Here is a 23,201-nt window from a genome sequence, read left to right on the forward strand (position 1 = left end):
ATTCGCTACAGTGGAGACGGTGGCGGCGAAATTTTTAGGGACTGACGAGCAGATGGTAAGCGGTGCCCCAATCAGACCTTGTGGCAGCCTAGATAATGCCGCGAGATAATTCTTTGAGCATGATTGATCGAACCGTTATCTTGAATCGAATTCACGCTTCGACGCGGGGATCGCGAACGCCAGTAGCGAAATCATTGGCAAAGGCTGTGCGGGGTCCGAACCCAATAGGCGTTGCATCCATCAGAGCGGACGATCAAATCTATTAGTAAATCGCGTTTGACGGCGTGGAACGGCTGAACAGTTGATAAATTTAGCCAAAATTAATTCTGAAGGCAGTAAAAGAGGGTGCTGTGAAAAGATGAACGACCCGATACACCCTGCACGCCAAATCCCGTTTCCCGACCTTATCGCTGGCTTGAAGCGAGCCCAAGGTCTTGGCCATGTCCATCGCCGTCAGAACGCAACCGGTACTTTGCAGCTCTACATCTATACCCCCCGGTGCGTATATGAGGATGGTTGGGATCAGTTTTCGCTGATCGCTCGCGGTCTCATTGTGGACGAGGGCGCTGGTCGGGTCGTTGCCACGCCGTTTCCGAAGTTTTTCAATGTCGGCGAGCGGCATGGTGAAGTACCCGATCTGCCGTTTGAGGCGTTCGAAAAGCTCGATGGTAGTCTGATAATCGTGTTCAATGATGCTGGCCGTTGGCACGCAGCCACCAAAGGAGCGTTCGACTCCGAACAGGCCCTATGGGCTCAAGCACGCTTGGATGCCCACGATCTCTCCGGTCTGTCGCCGGATACGACATATCTGTTCGAGGCGGTATATCCGGAAAACAGAATTGTCGTGCGATATGCGGAGCCTGCCATGGTGATGTTGGCGGCCTACCACGCTTCAGGTCTTGAAGTAACCTACGACGAGGTTCGAACGACCAGCCAAGCGTTGGGATGGCGTGCGGCCGAACGCCATGAGTTCGGGAATATGGCGGACATGATGCTCCATACTGCAACGCTCCCAAGCGACATCGAGGGATTTGTTGTTAGATTCACCAATGGCTTGCGCCTCAAACTCAAAGGCTCCGAGTACCGTCGTATCCATGCGTTGATCTCACGCTGCACGCCATTGGCAATGTGGGAAGCAATGGCCGCTGGGGACGACATGGCCGCGATTCGTCGTGATTTGCCGGAAGAGTTTTGGAGCGATTTTGACAACATCGTACTCCTCCTGACGAAGGAATACGCGGCGATGGAAAGGAAGGTCACTGAACTGGCAGCATCTGTCGCCCATCTTTCCGATAAAGAGTTGGGATTGTCGCTCAATTCACTGCCTGCTGACGTGGGTCCTTACGTTTTTGGCTTGCGAAAAGCAGGCGCAATCGTAGGCAGGTCAAGAGACGCGTTGATGCGTTCCATCAGACCCACTGGCAACGTGTTGCCAGGTTACCAGCCCTCATATGCCATGGGGCGTGTGATTGATGAGGCAACATCGTAGATTTGCAGCGTACAGTAGCTCTGGCGTGAATGCAGGATTGGAGAAGGCCTCGGCTGAGAGGTTCCTTCGGCTGTGACATTGAAGCAATAATGCGTTAGATAGCGGCATCAAGTGGAACGTGTGCTTTGCTCCAGAAGGCGTTCGATAGGTGAACCTCACGCCCAGACTTCCTGGTCGTGAAAACCTCTAATGTACTCTCCATGGAGAAACTCCCGTTGCTCGTCCATGGAAAGCCGATCACAGATTAGCCCAGACAGGGCAACGTGGGAGTGGAACACCGGTTACCACAAGCCTTTATCCGGCTTTCCTAATATCTTCGAATCTGAGGCCGAAGCGCGCGAGATATTTACTCAGGCGATCGGCGTCGTTGCTGCTCTTTTTCTCCAGTCGCGACATCGCAAACAGGGCTCTGCCCGCAGCACTTGCCGTGGCATGTTGACGGCAAGTGTGAAGAACGGTGGCAAGCTGGGCCGTGTCGAAGCGATCGAGGCGAGCGGCCGTCTCTGCACCCAGCACTTCTTCAATGATCAGATCCACCCTGCCGTCGTCACTTGAGCTGCGCCAAAACGCATTCAGCCGCCGGACTTCATCGTCAACGACGTCGGTCGTGATGCGCCCATGCGGCGCAAGGGTCGCCATGCGGGTCACCGAAGCCGACAGGTCGCGAAAGTTGGCACTCCAGAGGGCTAACGGGCCAGTTGCGAAACTAAGATAGCGGTCGCGTGCTTCCTTGTTGAAAGTCACATTTTCGCCTTCTCGTTCCAGATAGCGCCTGAGCTCGAAGTCGAGATTGGGCTCGATGTCCTCCTTGCGCTCGCGCAGGGCCGGCAGCTGGAAAGTCCAGAGGTTCAGCCGGGCATAGAGATCTTCGCGGAACCTGCCTTTGCGCACATCCTCGCCAAGATCGCGATTGGTGCCGGCAATCAGTTGAAAGTCCGCGGACGCCTCCCGGTCAGCGCCCACGGGCAGGAACTTCTTTTCCTCGATCGCGCGCAGGCACATGGCCTGTTCGTCGAGGCCGAGTTCGCCAATCTCGTCGAGGAACAGCACGCCTTTGTCGGCGGACTTGAGCAAGCCGGCACGCTCGCCGGCAGCGCCGGTAAACGCGCCTTTCACATGGCCGAACAAGGTGGACATGGCCTGGTCGCCGCGCAGGGTCGCGCAGTTGACCTCGATGAACGGACCGCTGACCTTGCGCTGGCTCTTCTTCAGCTCGTAGATCCGGCGGGCGAGTTGCGATTTGCCGGCGCCGGTCGGGCCGGTCAGCAGAACGGGCGCCGTCGAGCGGATCACCACCCTTTCGATCTCGTTGATCATTCTGTTGAAGGCGGCGCTGCGGGTCGAAATCCCCGACTTCAGGAAGGAGGCGGCGTCTTCGCGCTCGGAGGCGAAGCGTTTGGCGATCTCGTCATAACGGGAAAGGTCGAGGTCGATGATCCGATGCGTGCCGGCGAAATTCTGCTCCGGCTCCCGGTCCCGCGGCGGCGAGAGCTGCAGCAGCTGGCCGGGAATGATGCGGGCTTCGGTCAGCAGGAACCAGCAGATCTGTGCGACATGGGTGCCGGTGGTGATGTTGACGAGATAGTCTTCCGTTTCGGGGTCGAAGTTGTAGTTGCGGGCAAAGTCCCTGAGGTTGGTATAGACCTCCGAAAAATCCCAGGGGTCCTTGAAGTTGATGATGTTGCTCCGCACCTCCGTTGCCGGCGCTACGGTTTCGATGTCGGCGACGATGCGGTGACAGAGAGCTTGCGAGTGGTTGTCGAGGATCAGTTCCAGCCGGTCGATGAACAGGCCCGGTTGCTGGCAGAGCGCGACATTCGGCCGCCAGCGGCTCCAGCGATTTTCCCATTTCCCCGCATCCAGGGTGGTTCCCAATATGCTAATGGCGACGCGGCGCTTCATCTCTTATCCAAAATTATAAAACAAGCTAGTTTGCGATAATATAATCGGGATCGGATTTTTGCAATTCATGATTGCGCTCGACTGAGGCATAAAAATTTATCTTTTAAAAACAGATGGATGAACGAAAATTTCGCCGGTCTCCCGCTCCTTTCGTCAAACTGGCACGCGTCTTGAAATGTATCTGGCACGAACCAAACAACAGGTGCTGTCATGGTCAACAAGGCAATCTTCAAAACCTACCTCGGGAAGCTGCTTCCGGGCGCGGATACAAAAAATCATGAAGCGGCCCCGGCCTACCGGCTGACGCCGCGTGAGGCGCTGGCGCAATATGCCGTTACCGGAACCCTCAACGGCACCTTCTATGCTGAAGGAGCTGAGCAGCTCGATGCGGTAAAGACGCTCGCCCTTGAGGTCGAGCCGGAATTTCTCGCCAAGGTGGCTGTTTACGCCGCTGAGAAGGGTCACATGAAGGACATGCCGGTGACGTTGCTCGCCATGCTCTCCAGCCTTCAGAGCGATGCCTTCGCCTGTGCATTCCCGCGGGTGGTGAAGAGCGGCAAGATGCTGCGCGGCTTCGTGCAGGTCATGCGCTCTGGCGCCACCGGTCGCAAGTCGCTCGGCACACGCCCGAAAAAGGTGGTGCAGGCGTGGCTCGAGCGGGCCAGCACCGAGCAGATCCTGCGTGCGATGGTCGGAAACGATCCTTCGCTCGCCGACGTCATCCGCATGGTGCATCCGAAGCCGGCCACAGGGGAGCGCAAGGCGCTTTATGCCTGGGCGATCGGCAAGCCGCACGACTACGCGGCACTGCCGGAACTCGTCAAGGCATTGGAAGCGTTCCGACGTGACCGGACGGCGCCAGTGCCTGATGTGCCGTTCCAGATGCTGACCTCGCTGCCGTTGACGCGGGAGCATTGGGTCGAAATCGCCCGCAAGGGCGGCTGGCAGATGGTGCGGCAGAACCTCAACACCTTTGCACGCAACCGCGTGTTCGAGGTCAAGGGTTTTGCCGAGACGCTGGCGGCGCGGCTTGCCGATCCGGAGGAAATCCGCAAGGCAAAGGTCTTCCCCTATCAGTTGATGATGGCGTGGAAGATGGTCGATGGCCAGGTTCCGGATGTCGTGCGGGATGCGCTTCAGGACGCGATGGATATCGCCATCGCCAATGTGCCGTCCCTGACGGGCAATGTGGTGCTTTGCCCCGACGTGTCGGGTTCCATGGGCTCGCCCGTGACCGGCTACCGGAAGGGCGCGACGTCCTCGGTTCGTTGCATCGACGTCGCCGGTCTGATGACCGCGGCGTTCCTGCAGCGCAACCCGAAGGCGCGGGTGCTGCCGTTCGAGAATGACGTAGTGCACGTCAGCCTCAACAAGCGGGATTCGGTGATGACCAATGCCGGTAAGCTGGCGAAAATCGGTGGCGGCGGAACCAACTGCTCCGCACCGCTGAAGATGCTGGCAAACGAGAGGGCCAAGGTCGATCTCGTGGTGTTCATCTCGGACAATGAGTCCTGGGTGGATGCGCGCGGCAGCGGCCAGCCGACGGCGGTGATGACGGAATGGGCCAGGATCAAGCGGGTCAACCCGGCTGCAAAGCTGGTCTGCCTCGACATCCAGCCCCACGCCACGACGCAGGCGCCGACGCGGGAAGACGTGCTCAACATCGGTGGCTTCTCGGATGCCGTCTATGGGGTGATTACGGCTTTCGCGGCCAACAGCAAGGGAGCGGATGGCTGGGTGAAAGCCATTGAGGCAATCGAGTTCTGACGGGCTCACAGGAAGCAATATCCCCGCGCCGCCGTGAACGGCGCGGGGGGGCGTGACGAATGCCGGATGAAACTACAGATCGTTAATCTCCTGGTCGCGGGTTCGAATCCCGTCGGGTCCTCCAGTTCATGGACCCGTAGCTCAGCGGATAGAGCAGGACGTTTCACCACACCTCGTCGTCACGGACCAATGGAATGACATGGCGAATGCAAAGGGAACTACATCTGTGTCGCGAGTTCGAACCTCGCCAGGGCCTGGTCCTGTAGCTCAGTTGGTAGAGCAAGCTGTTTCCCGGACACTTGTCGTCATGACGAAGATTGCAGCGGCGAATGCCGGACGGAACTACAGCTCCAAAGTTGGATGGTCTGGCAGGTTCGACTCCTCCTGGGCATACGCTCTCTGGCACGAGCGGGGCCATCCGGTTTCGTCCATCCTCGTCGCCGCTGCAAGCTCCTGCCACGCAGGAACGGACTACCCCGGCGAATGCCGGCAGGACTACAGGGAAAGAGCGGCCCCTCGGATTTCCGGTGGGCAGGTCGGGTGTTCAAATCATCCCGTGTTTCCGAAAGGAGCACGTAGCTCAGTAAATTGTCCTGTCAGATCTCGTCGTCGGGGTGATGAAGACAGCCTGGGCGAATGCCGCCGGTGACTACAGGGGCCGCATCGCGCCATGATCATGGAATGCGTGCGGCGAGATGGATCTCCAGCAATGCTCGTCGCCCAGGCGGTGTGAAGAGACGCAACGGAACAAGAAGGACTGCAGACGCAGAAAAGACGATGATAGTGGTAATGAGCGGACAGGATTTGATCGATGCCGGCATGAGCCAGGGGAAGTGGTTTCGCCCGGCTCTCGACGCGGCCAACGCGGTTTTGAGCAAGGGTGGCTCGGTAACCGATGCGCTGGAGGCGGCAAGGGCCTTCCAGCCCGGGCCGACGCTCGCCTTGAGGGCCGATAACGATATCGAGATCTATTCCAATATCCGCGCCGAGAACGCCTTCGAGCAGGACAATGTCGAGAAGGTCAACGCGACGATGCGGGCGCTGGTGCGCACGCCGGTCGTCCGGGCCGCGGCGATCATGCCGGACGCCTGCCCGGCCGGTCCGGTTGGAACGATCCCTGTCGGCGGCGTAGTGGCGTCCGAAGCGATCCATCCGGGCATGCATTCGGCCGATATCTGCTGCTCGATGGCGATCTCGATCTTTCCTGGCGTCGATCCGAAGTCGCTCCTGGATGCCGTGCACGCCGTGACGCATTTCGGTCCCGGCAGCCGTCCCCGCGGTGCGCAGATCAAGCCGTCCGAAGCGACGCTTTCGGCCTTCCAGCAGAATCCCTATCTGCGCGACGGGGCGCTGAGCGCCGGCATCGAGCATTTCGCCACCCAGGGCGACGGCAATCATTTCGCCTATGTCGGGACGATGAAGTCGACCGGTGAAACCGCCCTTGTGACCCACCACGGATCGCGAGCGCCGGGCGCACGTCTCTACGATAGGGGCATGAAGGTCGCCAACCAGTTTCGGGAGCGCATTTCGCCCGAGACGCATCGGGAAAATGCCTGGATTCCGGCGGATACCGAGGAAGGTGACTTCTACTGGTCGGCGCTGCAGACGATCCGCCAGTGGACGAAAGAGAACCACTATGTCCTTCACGACATGGCGACGGAAAAACTCTCGGCCAAGGTCGCGGACCGCTTCTGGAACGAGCATAATTTCGTCTTCCGGAAGTCGGACGGGCTGTTCTACCACGGAAAGGGTGCCACCCCTGCCTTTGACAACTGGGCGCATGACGCGACCGATCTGACCATCATTCCGCTCAATATGGGGGAACCGATCCTGATCGTTCGCGGCTCGAACGCTGCCCATAGCCTCGGCTTCTCGCCGCATGGCGCTGGCCGCAACTTTTCGCGCAGCGCGCATATGAGGCAGTTGTCTGCGGAGTATGGAGCGGATTCGCGGGGGCTCAGCCCGAACAACATCGCGGCTATTCTGGAGAAGGAAACGAGCGGTCTGGACGCGCGGTTCTTCTCTGGTTTCGCCGATGTGTCGGAACTGCCGAGCGCCTACAAGAGCGCTGCGAACGTACGGGCGCAGATCGAGCACTACGGCTTGGCCGAAGTGGTCGACGAGGTGATCCCCTACGGGAGCATCATGGCCGGCGACTGGCAGAAGAACGCGCCCTGGCGCAAAAAGCGTCAGTGAAGCATGGGGGAAGGCAACCAGGCTTGCCTTCCCCCGACGCACCATGCCGGACAGACAGTTCCCGGGTCGCGTTCGCCAACAGGCTTCAAGCCGTTGCCCGCGCTTCGGCTTCAGCCTTCACCCATTCGGGGTGTTCACCGTCCGCTATCTCTTCCATCGCATCGGCAGCAAAGCTCGGCACCACGCCGGTCCACAGCAGTGCGCCATCGGAATTGGAATGGCCGTCGCCTTCCAGCTTGTAGATGCTCTCGACGATATACTGGCCGTCGTCGTTGAGGCCCTTGATTTCGGAAATCTCGATCACCCGGCGTCTGCCGGTACGCTTGAAGCGGGCGATCTGTACGACGACGTCGACGGCGGAGGCGATCTGGGCGCGTAGCGGCCGGAGCGGCATGTCGATATCGGACATCAGCGCCAGCGTCTCCAGCCGGTGCAGAGCGTCGTAAGGCGTGTTGGCGTGTACCGTCGAAAGGCTGCCGCTGTGACCGGAGGTCATCGCCTGGATCATATCGAGCGCCTCGCCGCCGCGGCATTCGCCGACGATGATGCGGTCGGGCCGCATGCGCAGCGACGAGCGGAACAGATCGCGGATGCTGGCGCCGCCGCGGCCGAAGCGGTCGGGTTTGGTCACTTCGAGATAGACCACGTGCTCCTTGCGGATCTGCAGTTCAGAGGTGTCTTCGATGACGATGATGCGCTCGTGATCGGCGAAGGCTTCCGATAGCGCGTTCAGCATCGTCGTCTTGCCGGTGCCGGTGCCGCCGGAGATGATGACGTTCTTCTGCAGCCCGACGGCCGCCTGTAGCAGCGACAGCGACTCCTCGGTCAGGCTGCCCTGAGTGACGAGATCGCGAATGCTGCGATGTTCTTTCAGAAAGCGGCGGATGGAGATGCAGAGCCCGGTGCGGGCGGCGGGCGGCTGGATCATCTGCACGCGCGAGCCGTCCGGCAGGCGAGCTTCCACGCTCGGCTCCTCCGGCGTCAAGCGTTTGCCCGAGAACTGCGCGATGCTGCGCGCGGCCGATTCCAGATCCTCGCGGCTGGCAAAACGCGTATCGGCGCGTTCGAGCTTTCCCCGCCGTTCGACGAAGATGTCGGAAGTCCCGTTGATCAGGATTTCGGAAACGCTCGGGTCCTCGAGAAGGAAGCGGATCGGCCCGAGCAGCTTGTCCAGCGCCCGGGTCAGGACCTGGAAGGTCGCCTGCTCGGCGGCATCGTCGGAAACGGCCTTCATCAGAGCGGCATCCCGACAAGAACAGTGCTCATGCCGAACAGCGTAACCATCATCTGAACAGCGGTCGGGAAGAACATCATCAGTGGAATGAGGACCAATGCAAGTATCAAGACGCTGCTCATCGTTTCCATGGTTCTTTCTCCGGAACGATTGAAGGGTCATACCCAATATGTCGGATAAGCTTAATCCAGATCGCTAAGCAACGCCATGGGCGCGTGCCGCGCGGACGGGCGAAACGGCCGATCCGATCCGGATATTCTATCGCCTTGAAAGCATTGGCCGATTATGGGTCAGTGGACGATCGTCGGCCAAACTGCGGCGGGACCGGCACTTTGAGGTGAAAAGATAGCTAATTCAGCAGGTTAATTGAAAATGGCCTCCGTCAATTCCGTTTCATCAAGAGACGCCTCCAAGTCAGTTGGAACCCTTCGTTTCGTTTGCTTGACGGAGGGCTGGCCTTGGGCGCACTCTTGGGTCTTAATGGTGTTGCTCAACAAGCGTTGGCCGCCGGGGAAGATAAAACGAAGCAGAAAATATCATTGGAACGAGCAACGTGCTGTTTCGAAACGATAGCGTATTCTTGCTTCATCTTCGCCAAGGTCTTCGATCCGAAACAAACCTAGGAACGAGGAATACGCAGATGTTTGAAAACCTCAAGACTCTCGCAATTGCACTTCACAAGGACGAGCGCGGCGACATGGCCCAGATCGTGCTCGCCGTCGCGCTGATCGTCATTCCGCTGATGCTGCTCCTGCTCGCATTCGGCAAACAGATCGGCGAATGGTTCAACGAAAAGAACACGGCTCTCTCCGACGCCGAGAGAATTCCTGAGCCGGGTCAATAAACGGATCCGTGTCATGGACATGACCTACGATCTGACCCAGATGCCTGCGGCGACGGCTCTTGCCGTCGCCTGCGCCACGACCGCGGCGGTGCTCGATCACCGCCATGGTCACATCCCGAACGCCGTGACCTATCCCTGCTTGCTCGCCGGCTTCGTGCTGGCGGCAATCAGCGGCGGTCTGGCAGGGATCGGTCTCGCTCTTGCCGGCCTCATCGCGGCCGGCATGATCTTCATCATCGCCTTCGCGGCCGGAAGCTGCGGCGGCGGCGATGTCAAGCTGATGGCGGCGCTCGGCGCCATTCTCGGCCTCTGGCCCGCCATCGACGTGATGCTCGCATCGCTCACCGTCGGCGGCGTAATCGCCGTCTTCTCCATGGCGCGGCGGATTCAATGGAGCGGCTTGTTGCGGGCGGTCGGACTGTTCGCCTTGCTCCTGCCTGCCGGTATCCGCGGCGCTGCTGCAGTGCTGAAGCCGCGCGAAACACATCATACCATCCGCTTCGGCGTCGCCGCCGCTCTCGGACTCATCTGGTGCCTGTTCATACCCGATTTCACTCCTCTTGCCTTTGTGAGGTAACGGCAATGCGCCCTGAACTCGAACGCCCCATTTTCGACGGTGCCTTCTGGAGTTCGATCCTGCACTCGCGGACCTTCTGGATCCCTGAGGATCATGGCGCCCTCTTCGGTACCTTTGCGATCGCCGTCGTGCTCCTCGCCTCGATGCTGCTGCTGCCGCGGCTTTCCGCCCGCCGGCGCCGGATATCGGAGCTCCATGGGGATGCTTCGGGCAGCACCACGATGATGGACTTCGTGCTTGTCACGCCGGTCTTCGTCTTCTTCATGTTCGTGGTGTTCCAGTTCACCATTCTGGCAAAGAACCACCTCTTCACCCATTATGCCGCCTATGCGGCAGCGCGCAGCGCCCGCGTCTATTTCTGCCCAGCCCTGCCGATCACCATCCGGAGCCTGATCGACGCCAAGACTTGCGATGACGATGCCGCCGCCGGCAAGGCCGATCTTGCCGCTCGCCTCGCGCTGATCCCGGCCGCACCCTACGACCAGCTCAAATGCGTCGGCGCCTGCCAACCGCCGGAAGAAGCGCTGAAGAACCTCGCCGATGCCTCGGGCCTTTCGAAGAACTGGCGCGCCATGCGCAACCAGGCCCGCTACATGTTCGACCCGCAGAACGTCACCGTGACCGTCGACCGGGCGCCGATGGCGCTCTATGCCGCCATCAACCGTTCGCCGCACGTGCCCGTCACCGCCAGGGTCGAAGCCCGCTTCCTGCTGCTCGAATATGCCGGCTGGGTCTTCGCCCGCGGCCAGAGGAAGGACGGCCGCTACTACACGATCTCGACCGCGGAGGTGAACCTGCTATGACACCGACGTTCTTCAAACGCCTGCACCGCGACGACCGCGGATTCCTGTCGCCGATCATCCTCTACATGACGATCGCGCTCGCGCTGATGATCGTCTGGATCCTCAACACCGGGCAAATGATTTACGACAAGCAGCGCACGCAGGATACCGCCGACGCGGCTGCTCTCGTCCATGCCGACTGGGAAGCACGCTATCTCAATATCATGGCGATGAACAATGTCGCCTCCTCGCAGGCAACCGTGGTCATGGCGACGTCGGTCGCCTACCAGCTCACGACGGCGGAACTGGCCCTGCGCTCGGGCGTCATTCTGGCGAAACTTGCCGAATATTCCTTCACGGAAGGCTTCGGCCCGGCATCCCTGCTGCCGCCGCTTCCGCCGATGCCCTACTGCCCCGGCTGGCAGAAGGTGCCCATCGTCGGCGGCATCATCTATGGTGCTTGCCTGGCGTTTCAGGGCTTCCGGGCGACCGAAGCCACCAAAGCGCTTGCCTATACGGTGGCCGCGCAAGTCAAATACGATCCCTGGGGTCTCATCAACAAGTCCAGCGACATCATCGATGCGATGAACGACCTGAACGATTACCTCGTGGAAAGCTTCCCGCAGCGCGTCGGCAACGAGGCCCTGCATCTGGTGCGCCTGAACAAGTCGGACCATGTCGTGTTTCATCCGCCGTGCGAATCCTGCAACGACGCCGGAGAAGGCGCAGGCGGCAACCTGCCGGTCGACCGCGACGGCGCCAATCCCATCGCCGCCTATACCGAAATGTGCCTTGCCATGTCGAATGGCACCCAGGGACAGGATCCGCTCCTCATGCGCGGCGAATTCGCCAACCGCGGCTTCCCCAACGGCAAGGGTCCGTTGACGGCAGGCGGCGTCGACGGCAGCCATATCCGTGATTGGGTCAATCATGAGAGCGGCATCGACGATCAGCTGGTGGAATTCTACATCTTTTATGAAGCCTTCGGCCCGGCCTATCTCAGCAAAGTTCCCTTCAAGGCGATTGTCGAACAATGGGCCGGCGATCTCGGCTTCTGGGAAGAACTGGCGCTCGATGTCAGCTTCTGGCTCGCCGACAAGGTCTTCGGTGTCGGCTTCGGCATCACCAATCCCTTCCAGCTGCCGATCGACGTGCCGCCGCGCTATTCCGACGCGCAGACCAAAGACGAGAACGATTTCACCCGCAAGTTCGACATGATCTGGAACCAGGTCTGCGGCCCGGCGGGCGGCGCGATCTCGGTGGCGGGTGTCAGCCTGCCCGTGCTCTCCTTCCCGAAGCCTTATTGGCTGAAGGGCCGCATCCCCTTCAACTTCACGCCCTTCGGCGGCGACCAGCTCACCGATTACCAGACTCTGGCGGTCGTTTCGCGTGCACCGCGGGCGAGGCTCCAGGTCCGTCTGTTCAAGGACAAGACGCCTTCCGCCTATGCCTTTGCGCAAAGCTGGGTGCACAATTACACGGCCTTCGATCTCTACACGCAGGACTGGCTTGCATCGCTTGCGCCCGCGACGTTCGCCGACGATATCGGCGCGGTCTCCAACACCATCAAACAGAGCGAAGCTGCCGACAGTTTCACCGGCTTGACGCGGGTCTTCGACCAGGGAGGGGCCAATGCCTGGGCTGCCGTCAACACACACTGAGCATGCCGGCGGCGCTCCGGCCGGCGGCATCTTGATGCGGCTGCACCGCGACAGGCGCGGCCTTGCCTCCATCGAATTCGTGCTCGCCGCGCCGGTCATTCTGTTAATCGTGATTTTCGTCATCCATGCGAACAGGATTTCGACCAAGAAGGTCGGAACCATGCTCGCCATGCGCAACGCTGCCTTCGCAGAAGCCAATGGGCTGAACTGCACCTCCGACTTTTCGAATGTCTTCCCGATCCCGGCCCTGCCGGCGCTGCCGGGACGCGATGCCATGAACTGCTCGCGCACGCCCTCCCATGAAGGCGACGGCGATCCGCAGCGCACCTTCGTCTGGGACGACGTGCAGAACACCCTGAAGAGCGGCCGCGATTTCGGCGATATGGTCGGCGACCTCGCCAATGAAAAGCCGCAGCTCGTCACGGCGACGGCAGACCGCGTCTACAAGTTCCGGGACTCCGACGATCTCGATACGATCCGCAGCCTCCGCTGGAAGGATGCCTTCACGGTGGACGACTCGACGCTCTTTGCCTCCCACAACAACGACACCACGAGCCGAGGCTATGACCCGACCCTGCGCCGGGAAATCCGCGATGTCGCCAGCGATTCCGGCGATCTCTTCGACGGCGTCTTCCCGGGAGCAAAATAAGATGAAACAGGGCGCGCGCATCTCCCTTCGTCTCCCGCTCATGGCTCTCCTCATCGGGCTCGCCGCCTTGGCCGCGGCCACGCCGGGCCGCGCCGAGGTCTACAAGGATTTCAGGGCGACGCTGAATTCGATGTTGGCCGGCATTCTCGGCGCGCCGGAGCGCTCGCCGCGGGATCTCGTCATCAACGGCCAGCCGCTGCAGTTCACGCCCTATCAGAGCGATCGCAGCATTTCCGATATCACCGACGAATGGCTGCGGGTTCTGGCTGCCAATACCCGGCCCGCCTTGCCGAAAAGCAGCGATAAGGAAGAGCTGACGGCCGTCATCGCCGCCAACATGCTGATCGTCCCGAGGACGAGCCGTATCCGCGACGATCTCGCCGTGGTCGTGCGCTTCTTCGATGGCGACGGCGAAGCCGCGCTTGATTATCTGCGCCGGCAGGATCCTGAAAATCCGTCGGCACGGGGACCGATACCAGGCGTTTCGATCATGATCCGCCGTCCCGCCGATGCGCCGGCGACCGAGGTGCTGATGAGCCGCTTCGACGATGTCGCCGCAACGCTGCCGGCCTTTGCCGCTCCCGCCGATACCGGCAAGCTGCCGCCGTCGCTGCGCCCGCCGCCCGGCGTCGAGGTGCTGAGCGATATCGGCGACCGCGACAATGGCCACATGTCGCGCACGGTCGTCTCGAAAGGCACGCTGTCGGCCGCGCGCTGGTCCGATGCCCGCGCCGATCTTCTTGCCCGCGACGGTTTCACCATCGAGACGCCGCCGGCCCAGCGCGGCAGGGTGACGGCGCTTTATGGCCGGCGCGGCAGCGTCGAGGCGAATGTTCTCTACACCCGCAGCAAAAGCGACGGCAGGACCGTCGAGGTCATTCAAATCAGGCAACCCTTCGTAGAGGGAATAACACCATGAACTGGAAGCTCATTGCGGCTGTCATCGTCGGTCTCATCACGGGCGTTCTGCTTTATTTCTGGACCGAGAGCGTCAAGAACGAGCAGACCGCCTATGCCTTCATGCGCCTCCAGCCCGACAGGAAGGTGACGAGAGGACAGGCGATCACGCCTGATATGCTCGCCGAACCGGTGATGCTGCCGGAAAGCTTCGGGGCGCTCGCCAAACTCGCCGTGCCTGCGGCGAGCGCCTATCAGGAATGGCTGAAGGATAGGACCGCCGCTGCCGACATTCCGGCCGGTTCCGTGCTGCTCTTCCAATATTTCGACGATGCCGACGGCGGTCGCCTGACGACGATGATCGCGCCCGGCAAGCGCGCGCTTACGCTTCCGGTCAATGCGGCCGCGGCCGTCGGCCACTTCGTCGAGCCCGGCAGCTATGTCGATATCATCGGCACGGTCGACGAACCGGTCGAGCCTGTGGCGCCCCCTGCCGCAGCCCAGACGGGAGCCCCCGGCCAGGCGCCTGCCGCGCCCGGACAAGCGCCTGCTGCGGCCGGACAGCCGCAGGCTCCGGCCCAGCCGGTCTCGCCGGTCGAGCAGATGCTGAAGAACTATCTCACCCAATATCCCGGCGCCGACGAGAACGATGTCAACGCCTACCGCAAGCAGGCGCAGGACTATAAGCTCGGCATCAGCTCGCGCACCCGCGTCGTCACCCGCACCTTCCTGCAAAACGTCAAGGTGCTGGCCGTCGGCGCGGCGACGACTGCCGAGGGTGCCATCACCAAGGCCAACAGCACCTACAACAACGTGACTGTCGAGGTGACGCCGTCGGAAGCGGAAATGCTGATTTTTGCGCTGGGCCAGTCGAATGGCAGCTTGAACCTCGTGTTGCGCAATCCGGCCGACAACAGTGTCGAGGACCTGCCGAGCATCAACTGGACGCGCATGTGACCGCCGCAAGGGAGTGAGCCATGCTGTTGAAGATTTCCTATGAGGACGGCAGCGGACGGGAGGTGATCCCGCTCTCGGCGAACGAGACCTATTTCGTCGGCGAAAGCAGCACGCTTTCCCTGCCGGCAGGCGCCGGCGTCGTGCGCCTGCGCGGCAGCCATGTCTCCTCGCCGCAATTCGTGCTGCGCAAGTCCGGTCAGGGCTGGTCGGTTCAGCATCACGGCCGCAACCCGACGCGTGTCGACGATCAGCCGCTGCGGGCGGGCACGCCGGTCGCGGTCTCGGCCGGCATGTCGATCTGGGTGCCGAATGTCACCATCGAACTGGTGGAGCCGGCCGCCGCTCCCGAGGCCGTCACGCAGTTTCCCGATCAGGAACGCGTGCTCGCGCTGCAGATGGAAATCCACGAGCGCCTGCTGAAGGACACACAATACGACCGGCTGGTGAAATCCTCCGATTTCGGCCGCGAGGAGACGCGAAGCCGCATTCGCGAACGCCTCGACATGTTCATCAAGGAAGCGCTCGACGCTGCGCCGCAGGACCTCGTCGTCCTCGTCATCCGAAACGCCGTCTATCGATGGCTGGCAAAACGCATCGCCCGCACGACGCGGCGCGACGCCTCGTCGAATGCGGCAGCCCTGATACGCGAGGAGCAGGAAAACCGCCGCCTCTTCGATGTCGGCAAGGCGCTGATCTCTGCCCTGCAGCTCAAGCTCAATTTCGAATCCACCCGCTCGGATTTCGCCCAGCTCGACACGCGTTTCAGCGCCGCATTCCAGGCCCGGCAAGCTCTCTTCAATGCCGGCGACCGCTACGAGATCGCCCATACGCACCTGCGCTCCAATATCGAAGAGCTGATGTACCGCTGGGGCACGATCTCCGAGCTCATGGATCTCGACGTCATCTCGGAAATCATGGTGACGCGCTACGACGAGATCTATGTCGAGAAATTCGGCCTGTTGGAGCGCTATCCCTTCGCCTTCGCCAATGAGCGGCAGTTGATGAAGGTGATCGAGCGCATCGCCGTCGATTCCAACCGCTCGATCAACGAGAGCGAAGCGATGGCCGACTTCCGCATGCCGGACGGTTCGCGCGTCAACGCCGTCATTCCGCCGCTGGCGGTCAGGGGCGCCTGCCTGACCATCCGCAAATTCGGCGGCAAGTCGCGGCTCGACATCAGCAAGCTGGTTGCGGCTGGCGCGCTGAGCGAGCCGATGCGCGCCTTCCTGGAAGCCGCCGTGCGCGCCCGCAAGAACATCGTCGTCTCAGGCGGCACCGGCTCCGGCAAGACGACGCTCCTGAACAGCCTGTCGCAGTTCATTCCGGTCGGCGAGCGTGTCGTCGCCGTCGAAGACACATCCGAACTGCAGCTCGACGGCATCCATGTCGTCTATCTGCAATCGCGGCCGAAGACGGCGGAATCCGAGACCAGCGTCACCATCCGCGATCTCGTGCGCAACGCGCTGCGCATGCGGCCTGACCGCATCATCGTCGGCGAGTGCCGCGGTGCGGAGGCGATCGACATGCTGCAGGCGATGAACACCGGCCATGCCGGCTCGATGACGACGGCCCATGCCAACACGCCGCAGGACATGATGACCCGCCTGGAGGTGATGGTGCTGCAGGGCCAGAGCTCTCTGCCTGTCATGGCGATCCGCCAGCAGATCGTCGCCGCCGTCGAACTCGTCGTGCAGCTCAACCGCCTGGAAAGCGGCCGGCGCGCCGTGACCGAGATATCGGAAGTGATCGGCATAGATCCCGATACCGGCCTCGTCATCGTCGAGCCGATCTTCAATCTCGTCGGCCGCGCCGGCGGACAGGCGGTGCATGCCTTCACCGGCTATCTGCCGACCTTCGTCGCCGAGCTCGTCGAGTTCGGGGAAGACGGCGAAATCAAGAAACTCGATATGTTCGTCTGAGGGGGAAGCCATGAATATCAGCATTCTGCAGATCTTTACGGTGGCCCTCGGGGCGGTGACGGCGGGACTGCTCGTCTGGGGCGCGCCGGTGCGCTGGCCGGCGCCGCTGCTCCGCGCGACCGAGCGCGATATTGCGCTCGCCAGCGAGGCCGCGCAGGTCTTCGGTCGCGATGCCGTGCCGCCCTATACGATGATCCTTGCCTATCTCATCACGGCGGTCGTCGTCTTCCTCGTGATCTCGCTGATCTTCGGGCCGATCTTCGGCATCGTCATCGCGATCCCCGTCGCCTTCTTCCTGCCCAAGGCGATGATCCGCTATTTCCTGCAACGCCGCTGGCTGCAGATCGAATCCCAGCTTCCCTATGCCGTCGACCAGATCGTCTCGGCGGTGCGAACAGGAAAGCCGCTCGCCGTCGCCGTCAATGCGGTGGCCGACACCGGCCAGATGCCGGCCTCGCGCGAGTTCGAGCGCATCGCCCGCGAACAGAAGCTCGGCATCGGCCTGGTCGAGGCGCTGGACCGCCACGGCCGCAATGTGCCAAGCCTGCACTTCAAGATGGTCGACGCCGCGCTTGGCCTTTTTGCCCGCCAGGGCGGCGATATTTCCGAGCCGCTGACGGAAATGTCGAAATCCTTCAAGGAAATCTGGAAGCTCGACCAGAAGATCACGACCTCCTCGTCACAGGCGCGCATGAACTTCCGTGTCGTCAATGGCGGCGCGCTGTTCATGATCCTGATGATCTTTTTCGGCCAGCCGGAACTGATCGACAAGGTGTTCGGCAACGCCATCGGCATCGTCATCGCGATCGTCGGCGCCATTCTCTACGCAACCGGCTTCTTCTGGATGCGCTCGATGATGAAGGTGTCGGTATGATGTCCCAGATACCTCTCGCCCCGATCGCCATCGTCTTTGCCGGCATCGCTGCCGCGCTCTTCGTCTGGTGGATCGGCGATCTGCTCGGCAGTATCCAGGTCGTGCGGCGCAGCGCCGGCGGCGACGGCCCGCCGCCGAATATCGTCGACAGCATCGGCATGCGCACGCCGGTCGAATTCGTACTGCGGCATTTCGAGCCGCTTCTCGCCGATTTCGGCGCGCAACTCGAGCAGAAACTGATTTACGGCGGCCGGCCCTTCGGCGGCGTGACGGGGCGGGAATATATCGCGCTTCTCGTCGTCATGAGCATATTCGGCTTCGTCCTGCTCGGCCTGCTGTTCGGCATTGCGAGCGGCAGCGTCATTGGTGGGCTTGCGGCGGGCCTGATCCTCGGCTTCATCCCCGCCATCTATTTCTGGGTCGTCGCCGACGACAAGATGCAGGACCGCAAGGAACGCATTTCGCGCGAGTTTCCCTATTTCCTCGATCTCGTCGTCATGACGCAGCAGGCGCAGGCGACCCTGCCGGAAAGCCTGAGGCTCTATGCCGAGGCCGCGCCCGGCACCGTGATGAGTGAGGAGATCGAACAGACACTGAAGGACGTGGCGCTCGGCACCGGCATGATCGAGGCGCTGCAGCGCCTGGAGGCCCGCATGACCGCGGAGGAAGTGGTGCGCGTCATCCGCGCCGTCATCCAGGGCGAAGTCGAGGGCAGCAACCGCGTCGAGCTGTTGCGCGAACATGCGCGCGACCTGCGCTTCCGCCGCTGGGAGAAGGCGGACAGGGCCAGTGAAAAGCTGAAAGCCAAGATCGTCATGCCGGCGATGATGATCGTCGTCGCGATCCTCCTTCTGGTGCTGGCGCCGGCAATTGTCGAGATGATGTCGAGTGGGATGTTCTGATCATGGTCTTTTCCTTCTTTCGCGGAAACAAACCAAGCCTTCTGCAGACCGGCCCCGGCGGCCAGAGCCGCAGCCATGTGCTCGACCGGCCGGAAATGTCGATCGGCCGGGCGGGCAATGCCGATATCGTCGTCGACGATCCGTTCCTGGCGCCGATTCATGCCCGCATCGAAAAACAGAGCGACGGCACCTTCATCATCCGCCGCATGGGGCTGAACCCGATCATGCTGCGCGGCGAGGCGCTGCTGCAGACGGCCTCGCTGAAAGCCGGCGACAGCTTCCGCCTCGGCAAGGATGTCGAATTCCAGTTTCTGGAGAAGGCGCCCGCCAAGGATGCGCCGAAGAAGGAGGCCGCCAAGGCGAGCGACGGCAAGCCGAAAAAGCCGCTCTTCAAGCAGCCGGCCTTCCTCGCCGGTATCGGCGTCGCCTATCTCGCGATCGTCGGCATCGTCGGCTACGTGATCCTGTCCGACAGCGGCAGCACGGAGGGCGGCCCGACGGCCGAGCGCATCCACGCGGAAGCCGCCCGCATCCCGACATGCATCAAGAACGCCCGCCGCATGCGTCAGGTCTCCGAAGCAAGCTTCAACGGCGCCGTCGGCGGCCGCGTCGGCCGGGATGGCGACGCCACCTATGCCGCCCTTTCCCTGGCGTCCGAACCCTCCGACGACGCGGCGCTGGCAAAAGCCGCCGAACCGATCGTCGAGGCTTACAAACGCACGGCGCTGGCGGCGCTGGCATCGGAAAACCGCGGCAACAACACGCTGGCGCAGACGCTCTACCAGCAGACCTACGATCTCGTGCCCGACGTCAACTGCTCGGCTGCGCGCTTCGCGCTACAGCGGCGGGCGGCAGTGAAGCCACCCGCCCGCCGTTGATCGCCGGCCTTAAAAGGCCGCCGTCTGCTCATCATCGCTCTCTGCGAGCCGCAGGGATGTCAGGCGCCTGCCGGAATACGGGCGATCACCTTGATCTCGAAGTCGAAGCCGGAGAGCCAGGTTACGCCGAGGGCAGTCCAATTCGGATAGGGCGGCTTGCCGAAAACCTCCTGCTTGACCGCCATGATCGTTCCGAACTGGTTTTCAGGGTCGGTGTGGAAGCTTGTGACATCAACGATATCATCCAGCGTGCAGCCGGCTGCGCTCAGCGTCGCCTTCAGATTTTCAAAGGCCAGCCGCACCTGGCGTTCGAAGTCGGGCTCGGGTGTTCCATCGGGCCGGCTCCCGACCTGTCCCGATACAAACAGCAGGTCACCGGACCGGATGGCGGCGGAATAGCCATGCTCCTCGTAAAGGGCATGTCTATTGGCGGGAAAGATTGCTTGGCGTTGGGGCATTACGATCTCTCTTTGTTGTTGGCGATGGCGGATGAGGACGGTGCCGTGCTTCACAAACCCGCCCTTCATTTGATATACGGTACGTATGTGAAATATTGACATACGCACCGTATGTCAAGTCCAGATACGTACCGTATGTGAATTGGAGCTTCGAATGGCGAAAACACGCAGCGAGACGATGCAGGAAAACCGCGCCAAGCTGATCGCGGCTGCGCGGAAGGCTTTTGCCGAGAAAGGTTACGCCTCGGCATCCATGGATGAGCTGACGGCTGACGCCGGCCTGACACGCGGAGCGCTCTACCACAACTTCGGAGACAAGCGCGGGCTGTTGGCGGCGGTGGTCGATCAGATCGACACCGAAATGGCGGCGCGCGCCAAGGAGATCGGCGCTCGGACTGACAATGTTTGGCAGGGCCTGCTCGCCGAGGGAGCAGCCTATATCGAAATGGCGCTCAATCCGGAGGTCCAGCGCATCGTTCTGCTCGACGGACCTGCGGTCTTGGGTGATCCCTCACTATGGCCCAGCCAGAACAGTTGTCTGCAGGTGACTAAAGATGCTGTGGAGCGCCTTGTCGCGCAGGGCATCTTGAAGCCCGTCGACGCAGAGGCGGCGGCCCGATTGCTCAGCGGCGCAGCCCTCAATGCCGCTCTCTGGATCGCCGCGAGCGAAAACCCGCAAAGCGTGCTGCCGAAGGCGGTCGAGGCTTTTCAAGCCTTGGCGACAGGTCTGCTTATGGAGCGTTCGTCATCTGCTTGAGGCCAAAGTGTGCATTTGCAAACCGTCACCGCAGCTCAGCCGTCACCCGGAAAATCCCGCCCGCGGACGCGTCCGAGCAGACGACGAAGGTCGAGCCTTCCTGTGCCATGAAGGCGACGTTGCCGCCGGCTTCGCAGGGGGTGGCGCTCCATTGCAGGATGATATCGCCGTTGTCGGGCAGCTTTTCCGTCGGGATATTGACGGCACTCGCCATCCATTCCGTCGCCGACGGCAGGTGGACGGGGGCGTTCAACTGCTTCGACAGCCAGGCGGTATAGTTCTGCGCCACGGCAAGCGGCACGTCGTCGGCCGGCTGCTGCGGATTGTCGGCATAGGCCTGGGCGGCGGCGGGATCGGAGTTGGCGGTGTAATACTCGGCCATTTCCGCGCGGGTGACGGCCCGCGTCTGCATGCAGAAGGATTTTTCGACCTTCACGGCGCCATCGGCGACGCCGAGCATGCCGCCAAGCTCCTTCAGCGAGGAGGTCATCAGCCGGACATTCTCCAGCGAATAACTACCGGCCGGAACGGTTTCGAAGGCAAGTTTCGGCGAAACCGGGCAGAAGCCCTTCGCCGACAGCGCTTCGAGATCGGCAAGGATCGGCTGATAGGCTGCGATCGCCAGCTTGTAGGCCTCTGCGGTATAGCGGCCGTCGGCCTCGCCGAGTTTCGGTTGGAGTGCGGCAAGCGTCGGATCGGCGGCGCCGGCGCGGGTTGAAATCGAGGTATAGAGATCGTCGACCTTCTGCTTCAGCGCCGTCGCCTCGTCCTTCGCCGCCATGACATCGGCAATCAGGGCGTCGAACAGCTTGCCGGCGTCGCCATAGCCTGCGGTGGCCGCCGGCATCTGCCATTGCTCGGCCTTCGCCTTGGCGTCGGTCATCAGCGCGCTGGCCTTGGTGAAATCCGGGCCTTCGCCGGCGCCGATGCGAGTGGCCGTTTCGCGCTTCGCCGCAGCGTCTTTTTCCGCCGAGGCCAGGGCTGTCAGCGCCTTGGCGAGATCGTCGAAGGATGTCTTTGCCGTGTCGTAGCCGCCGACCGCCCCGTGCATCTGCTGGGCGCTGGCGCTCTCGGCGGCAGCCTGCATCTTCTTGTCGGCCTCGGCAAAAGCGGGGGCCTTTTCGCCGCCTGCGGCGGAGGCTGCGGCTTTCGATTTCTCGGCATTTTCCTTCGAAATGGCGATCAGCGCCTTGCCGAGGCTGATGGCGGCCTTCTGGTAGCCCGGCAGCGCCTGTTCATAGTCTTCGTCCTTCAGCAGGGCATCGGCCGAGGTCAGCGCCGAGGCGCCGGCGTCATAGGAAAGCTTGGCCTCGTCCCCGGAGGGACGCTCCGGGGCCTTGGCGGCGATCGCCTTTTCCCGGCGGCTCTCGGCCTCCTTTTTCCAGACGCCGACATCGGCGACAAGCTTCGGGTCCGGCGCCAGCAGCTTCGGAACGGTGACGATGCCCACGCCGATGCAGATCAGAAGCAGCGCGGCGATCATGGAAATCTTGGCAGGCGTCCACTTCTTCGGCTTCGGCGTCTCCGGCTGTTGGGTCATGCCGCCGCGCGGGTCCCAGTTCATCGGCTGGATGCCCGTCGTCACGCGGGTATATTCGCCGAGCGCATCGGCGCCCATGCGCGGCCGCTGCGCCGGATCGCGGCTCAGCATCCTTTCGACCAGGCTGGCAAGCCCTTCGGGAAAGCCGGGGATCAGCACGTCGAGGCGCGGGAAGACATTGGAAGGATCGAGATGGATGTTCTTCCAGCTCTGCTCGCGCTGATGTTCGTCCTCCCAGACCATGACGCTGTCGAAGACGCTGGCATAGGTCTGCCGCGGCAGGAAGAGCTTGTAGGCGATCATGCCCATCGCATAGATGTCGAGCGCGGCGGAGGCGGAGAAGGTGCCGCTCGCATAAATCTCCGGCGCACCGAATTCCGGCACGTAAGGCGGGATGATGTGCTCGCCGATCTTCGAGATCAGGTGCAGATTGCCGATCCGGACCGAGAGGCCGGAATAATCCTCCGACACGTAGATGCACTGGTCGGTCAGCGCATTATGGGCGTAACCGGCGCCATGCAGCGTCGCCAGCCCTTCCAGGATATGGCGGCCAATTTCGACCGCGCGATCGTGAGCCACCATCTCCACTTCGTCGAGATACTGGTGCAGCGTCTTCGACGGCCGCTTTTCGACGATGTAGAAATTATCGTCTTCCGGGGATGGGGGGATGAGGTCCTCGATTTCGACGAAACGCCGGGCGGTGAGCGATTTCGCCTCGTTGACCGAGGTCCACACCCGCTCGAAACGGGCTTTGTCGAGTTTCAGCGCCACATCGGGCGCGACGATGTAGACCGAACGGTCCATCCGCTTGTCCTCGGCGGGATAGACGATGAACTCGTTCTCATAGACCGGCTCGCCGATCGTGTAGCGGGCGATCAGATCACTTCTCATGCACGTGTCCCCCTGCAATCATCATGA

Annotated in this window: 18 protein-coding genes and 1 pseudogene; 15 read left to right on the forward strand and 4 right to left on the reverse strand. The window is 61.9% G+C overall.

Annotated elements, in window-relative coordinates:
• Positions 1 to 358 precede the first annotated feature (358 nt).
• The gene (locus CO670_RS00890; RefSeq protein ID WP_097588538.1) at positions 359 to 1,489 is read left to right on the forward strand and encodes an RNA ligase; all 1,131 of its coding nucleotides are present in this window, start codon (positions 359 to 361) and stop codon (positions 1,487 to 1,489) included.
• 294 nt (positions 1,490 to 1,783) lie between these two features.
• Here the strand turns inward: CO670_RS00890 and rtcR are convergent, their stop codons facing one another.
• Positions 1,784 to 3,391 (reverse strand): RNA repair transcriptional activator RtcR, encoded by a 1,608-nt coding sequence (gene rtcR, locus CO670_RS00895; RefSeq protein ID WP_097588539.1) that lies wholly within the window; start codon positions 3,389 to 3,391, stop codon positions 1,784 to 1,786.
• Positions 3,392 to 3,601: 210 nt separating this feature from the next.
• Here rtcR and CO670_RS00900 point away from each other — a divergent pair, with 210 nt between their 5' ends.
• Together CO670_RS00900 and CO670_RS00905 are read left to right on the forward strand one after the other, a co-directional pair.
• Complete coding sequence (locus tag CO670_RS00900; protein WP_097588540.1) at positions 3,602 to 5,158, forward strand: RNA-binding protein; 1,557 nt, start codon at positions 3,602 to 3,604, stop codon at positions 5,156 to 5,158.
• 789 nt (positions 5,159 to 5,947) lie between these two features.
• Complete coding sequence (locus CO670_RS00905) at positions 5,948 to 7,354, forward strand: RtcB family protein (RefSeq protein WP_097588541.1); 1,407 nt, start codon at positions 5,948 to 5,950, stop codon at positions 7,352 to 7,354.
• Positions 7,355 to 7,439: 85 nt separating this feature from the next.
• On the opposite strand, the pseudogene CO670_RS00910 reads toward CO670_RS00905, so the two are convergent.
• Positions 7,440 to 8,837, reverse strand: a pseudogene (locus CO670_RS00910) (ATPase, T2SS/T4P/T4SS family).
• A gap of 391 nt (positions 8,838 to 9,228) precedes the next feature.
• Between CO670_RS00910 and CO670_RS00920 the strand changes: the two are divergent.
• The 11 genes from CO670_RS00920 to CO670_RS00970 are packed head-to-tail and all read left to right on the forward strand — an operon-like array spanning position 9,229 to position 19,528.
• The gene (locus CO670_RS00920) at positions 9,229 to 9,432 is read left to right on the forward strand and encodes a hypothetical protein (protein WP_097588544.1); all 204 of its coding nucleotides are present in this window, start codon (positions 9,229 to 9,231) and stop codon (positions 9,430 to 9,432) included.
• A gap of 13 nt (positions 9,433 to 9,445) precedes the next feature.
• Entirely contained in the window at positions 9,446 to 10,009 is a 564-nt protein-coding gene (locus CO670_RS00925; protein ID WP_097588545.1) for a prepilin peptidase, read from the forward strand.
• A 5-nt stretch (positions 10,010 to 10,014) separates the two neighbouring features.
• Positions 10,015 to 10,812: a TadE/TadG family type IV pilus assembly protein gene (locus CO670_RS00930; protein ID WP_097588546.1), complete on the forward strand. Its 798-nt coding sequence runs from the start codon at positions 10,015 to 10,017 to the stop codon at positions 10,810 to 10,812.
• Positions 10,809 to 12,452 (forward strand): Tad domain-containing protein, encoded by a 1,644-nt coding sequence (locus tag CO670_RS00935; protein WP_097588547.1) that lies wholly within the window; start codon positions 10,809 to 10,811, stop codon positions 12,450 to 12,452. The genes CO670_RS00930 and CO670_RS00935 overlap by 4 nt, the downstream gene beginning before the upstream one ends.
• Complete coding sequence (locus tag CO670_RS00940) at positions 12,424 to 13,101, forward strand: TadE family protein (protein ID WP_097588548.1); 678 nt, start codon at positions 12,424 to 12,426, stop codon at positions 13,099 to 13,101. The genes CO670_RS00935 and CO670_RS00940 overlap by 29 nt, the downstream gene beginning before the upstream one ends.
• A gap of 1 nt (position 13,102) precedes the next feature.
• Entirely contained in the window at positions 13,103 to 14,020 is a 918-nt protein-coding gene (locus CO670_RS00945; protein WP_097588549.1) for a hypothetical protein, read from the forward strand.
• Positions 14,017 to 14,955: an RcpC/CpaB family pilus assembly protein gene (locus CO670_RS00950; RefSeq protein WP_097588550.1), complete on the forward strand. Its 939-nt coding sequence runs from the start codon at positions 14,017 to 14,019 to the stop codon at positions 14,953 to 14,955. Before CO670_RS00945 ends, CO670_RS00950 begins: the two co-directional genes overlap by 4 nt.
• Before the next feature lie 20 nt (positions 14,956 to 14,975).
• The gene (locus CO670_RS00955) at positions 14,976 to 16,874 is read left to right on the forward strand and encodes an ATPase, T2SS/T4P/T4SS family (protein ID WP_097588551.1); all 1,899 of its coding nucleotides are present in this window, start codon (positions 14,976 to 14,978) and stop codon (positions 16,872 to 16,874) included.
• A gap of 10 nt (positions 16,875 to 16,884) precedes the next feature.
• Positions 16,885 to 17,748 (forward strand): type II secretion system F family protein, encoded by an 864-nt coding sequence (locus tag CO670_RS00960; RefSeq protein ID WP_097588552.1) that lies wholly within the window; start codon positions 16,885 to 16,887, stop codon positions 17,746 to 17,748.
• A complete protein-coding gene (locus CO670_RS00965) occupies positions 17,745 to 18,650 on the forward strand; it encodes a type II secretion system F family protein (RefSeq protein WP_097588553.1) in 906 nt (301 codons plus the stop codon). The genes CO670_RS00960 and CO670_RS00965 overlap by 4 nt, the downstream gene beginning before the upstream one ends.
• Positions 18,651 to 18,652: 2 nt before the next feature.
• Complete coding sequence (locus CO670_RS00970) at positions 18,653 to 19,528, forward strand: FHA domain-containing protein (protein WP_097588554.1); 876 nt, start codon at positions 18,653 to 18,655, stop codon at positions 19,526 to 19,528.
• Between the two features lie 59 nt (positions 19,529 to 19,587).
• Here CO670_RS00970 and CO670_RS00975 read toward each other — a convergent pair whose 3' ends face one another.
• A complete protein-coding gene (locus tag CO670_RS00975; RefSeq protein ID WP_097588555.1) occupies positions 19,588 to 19,986 on the reverse strand; it encodes a RidA family protein in 399 nt (132 codons plus the stop codon).
• A gap of 154 nt (positions 19,987 to 20,140) precedes the next feature.
• Here CO670_RS00975 and CO670_RS00980 point away from each other — a divergent pair, with 154 nt between their 5' ends.
• A complete protein-coding gene (locus CO670_RS00980) occupies positions 20,141 to 20,743 on the forward strand; it encodes a TetR/AcrR family transcriptional regulator (protein WP_088689861.1) in 603 nt (200 codons plus the stop codon).
• A gap of 25 nt (positions 20,744 to 20,768) precedes the next feature.
• Here the strand turns inward: CO670_RS00980 and CO670_RS00985 are convergent, their stop codons facing one another.
• A complete protein-coding gene (locus CO670_RS00985; protein ID WP_097588556.1) occupies positions 20,769 to 23,174 on the reverse strand; it encodes a serine/threonine protein kinase in 2,406 nt (801 codons plus the stop codon).
• Positions 23,175 to 23,201 lie beyond the last annotated feature (27 nt).

Origin of the sequence: Rhizobium sp. J15 (assembly GCF_002531825.1) — a bacterium.
In the GTDB taxonomy this organism is placed as follows: domain Bacteria; phylum Pseudomonadota; class Alphaproteobacteria; order Rhizobiales; family Rhizobiaceae; genus Rhizobium.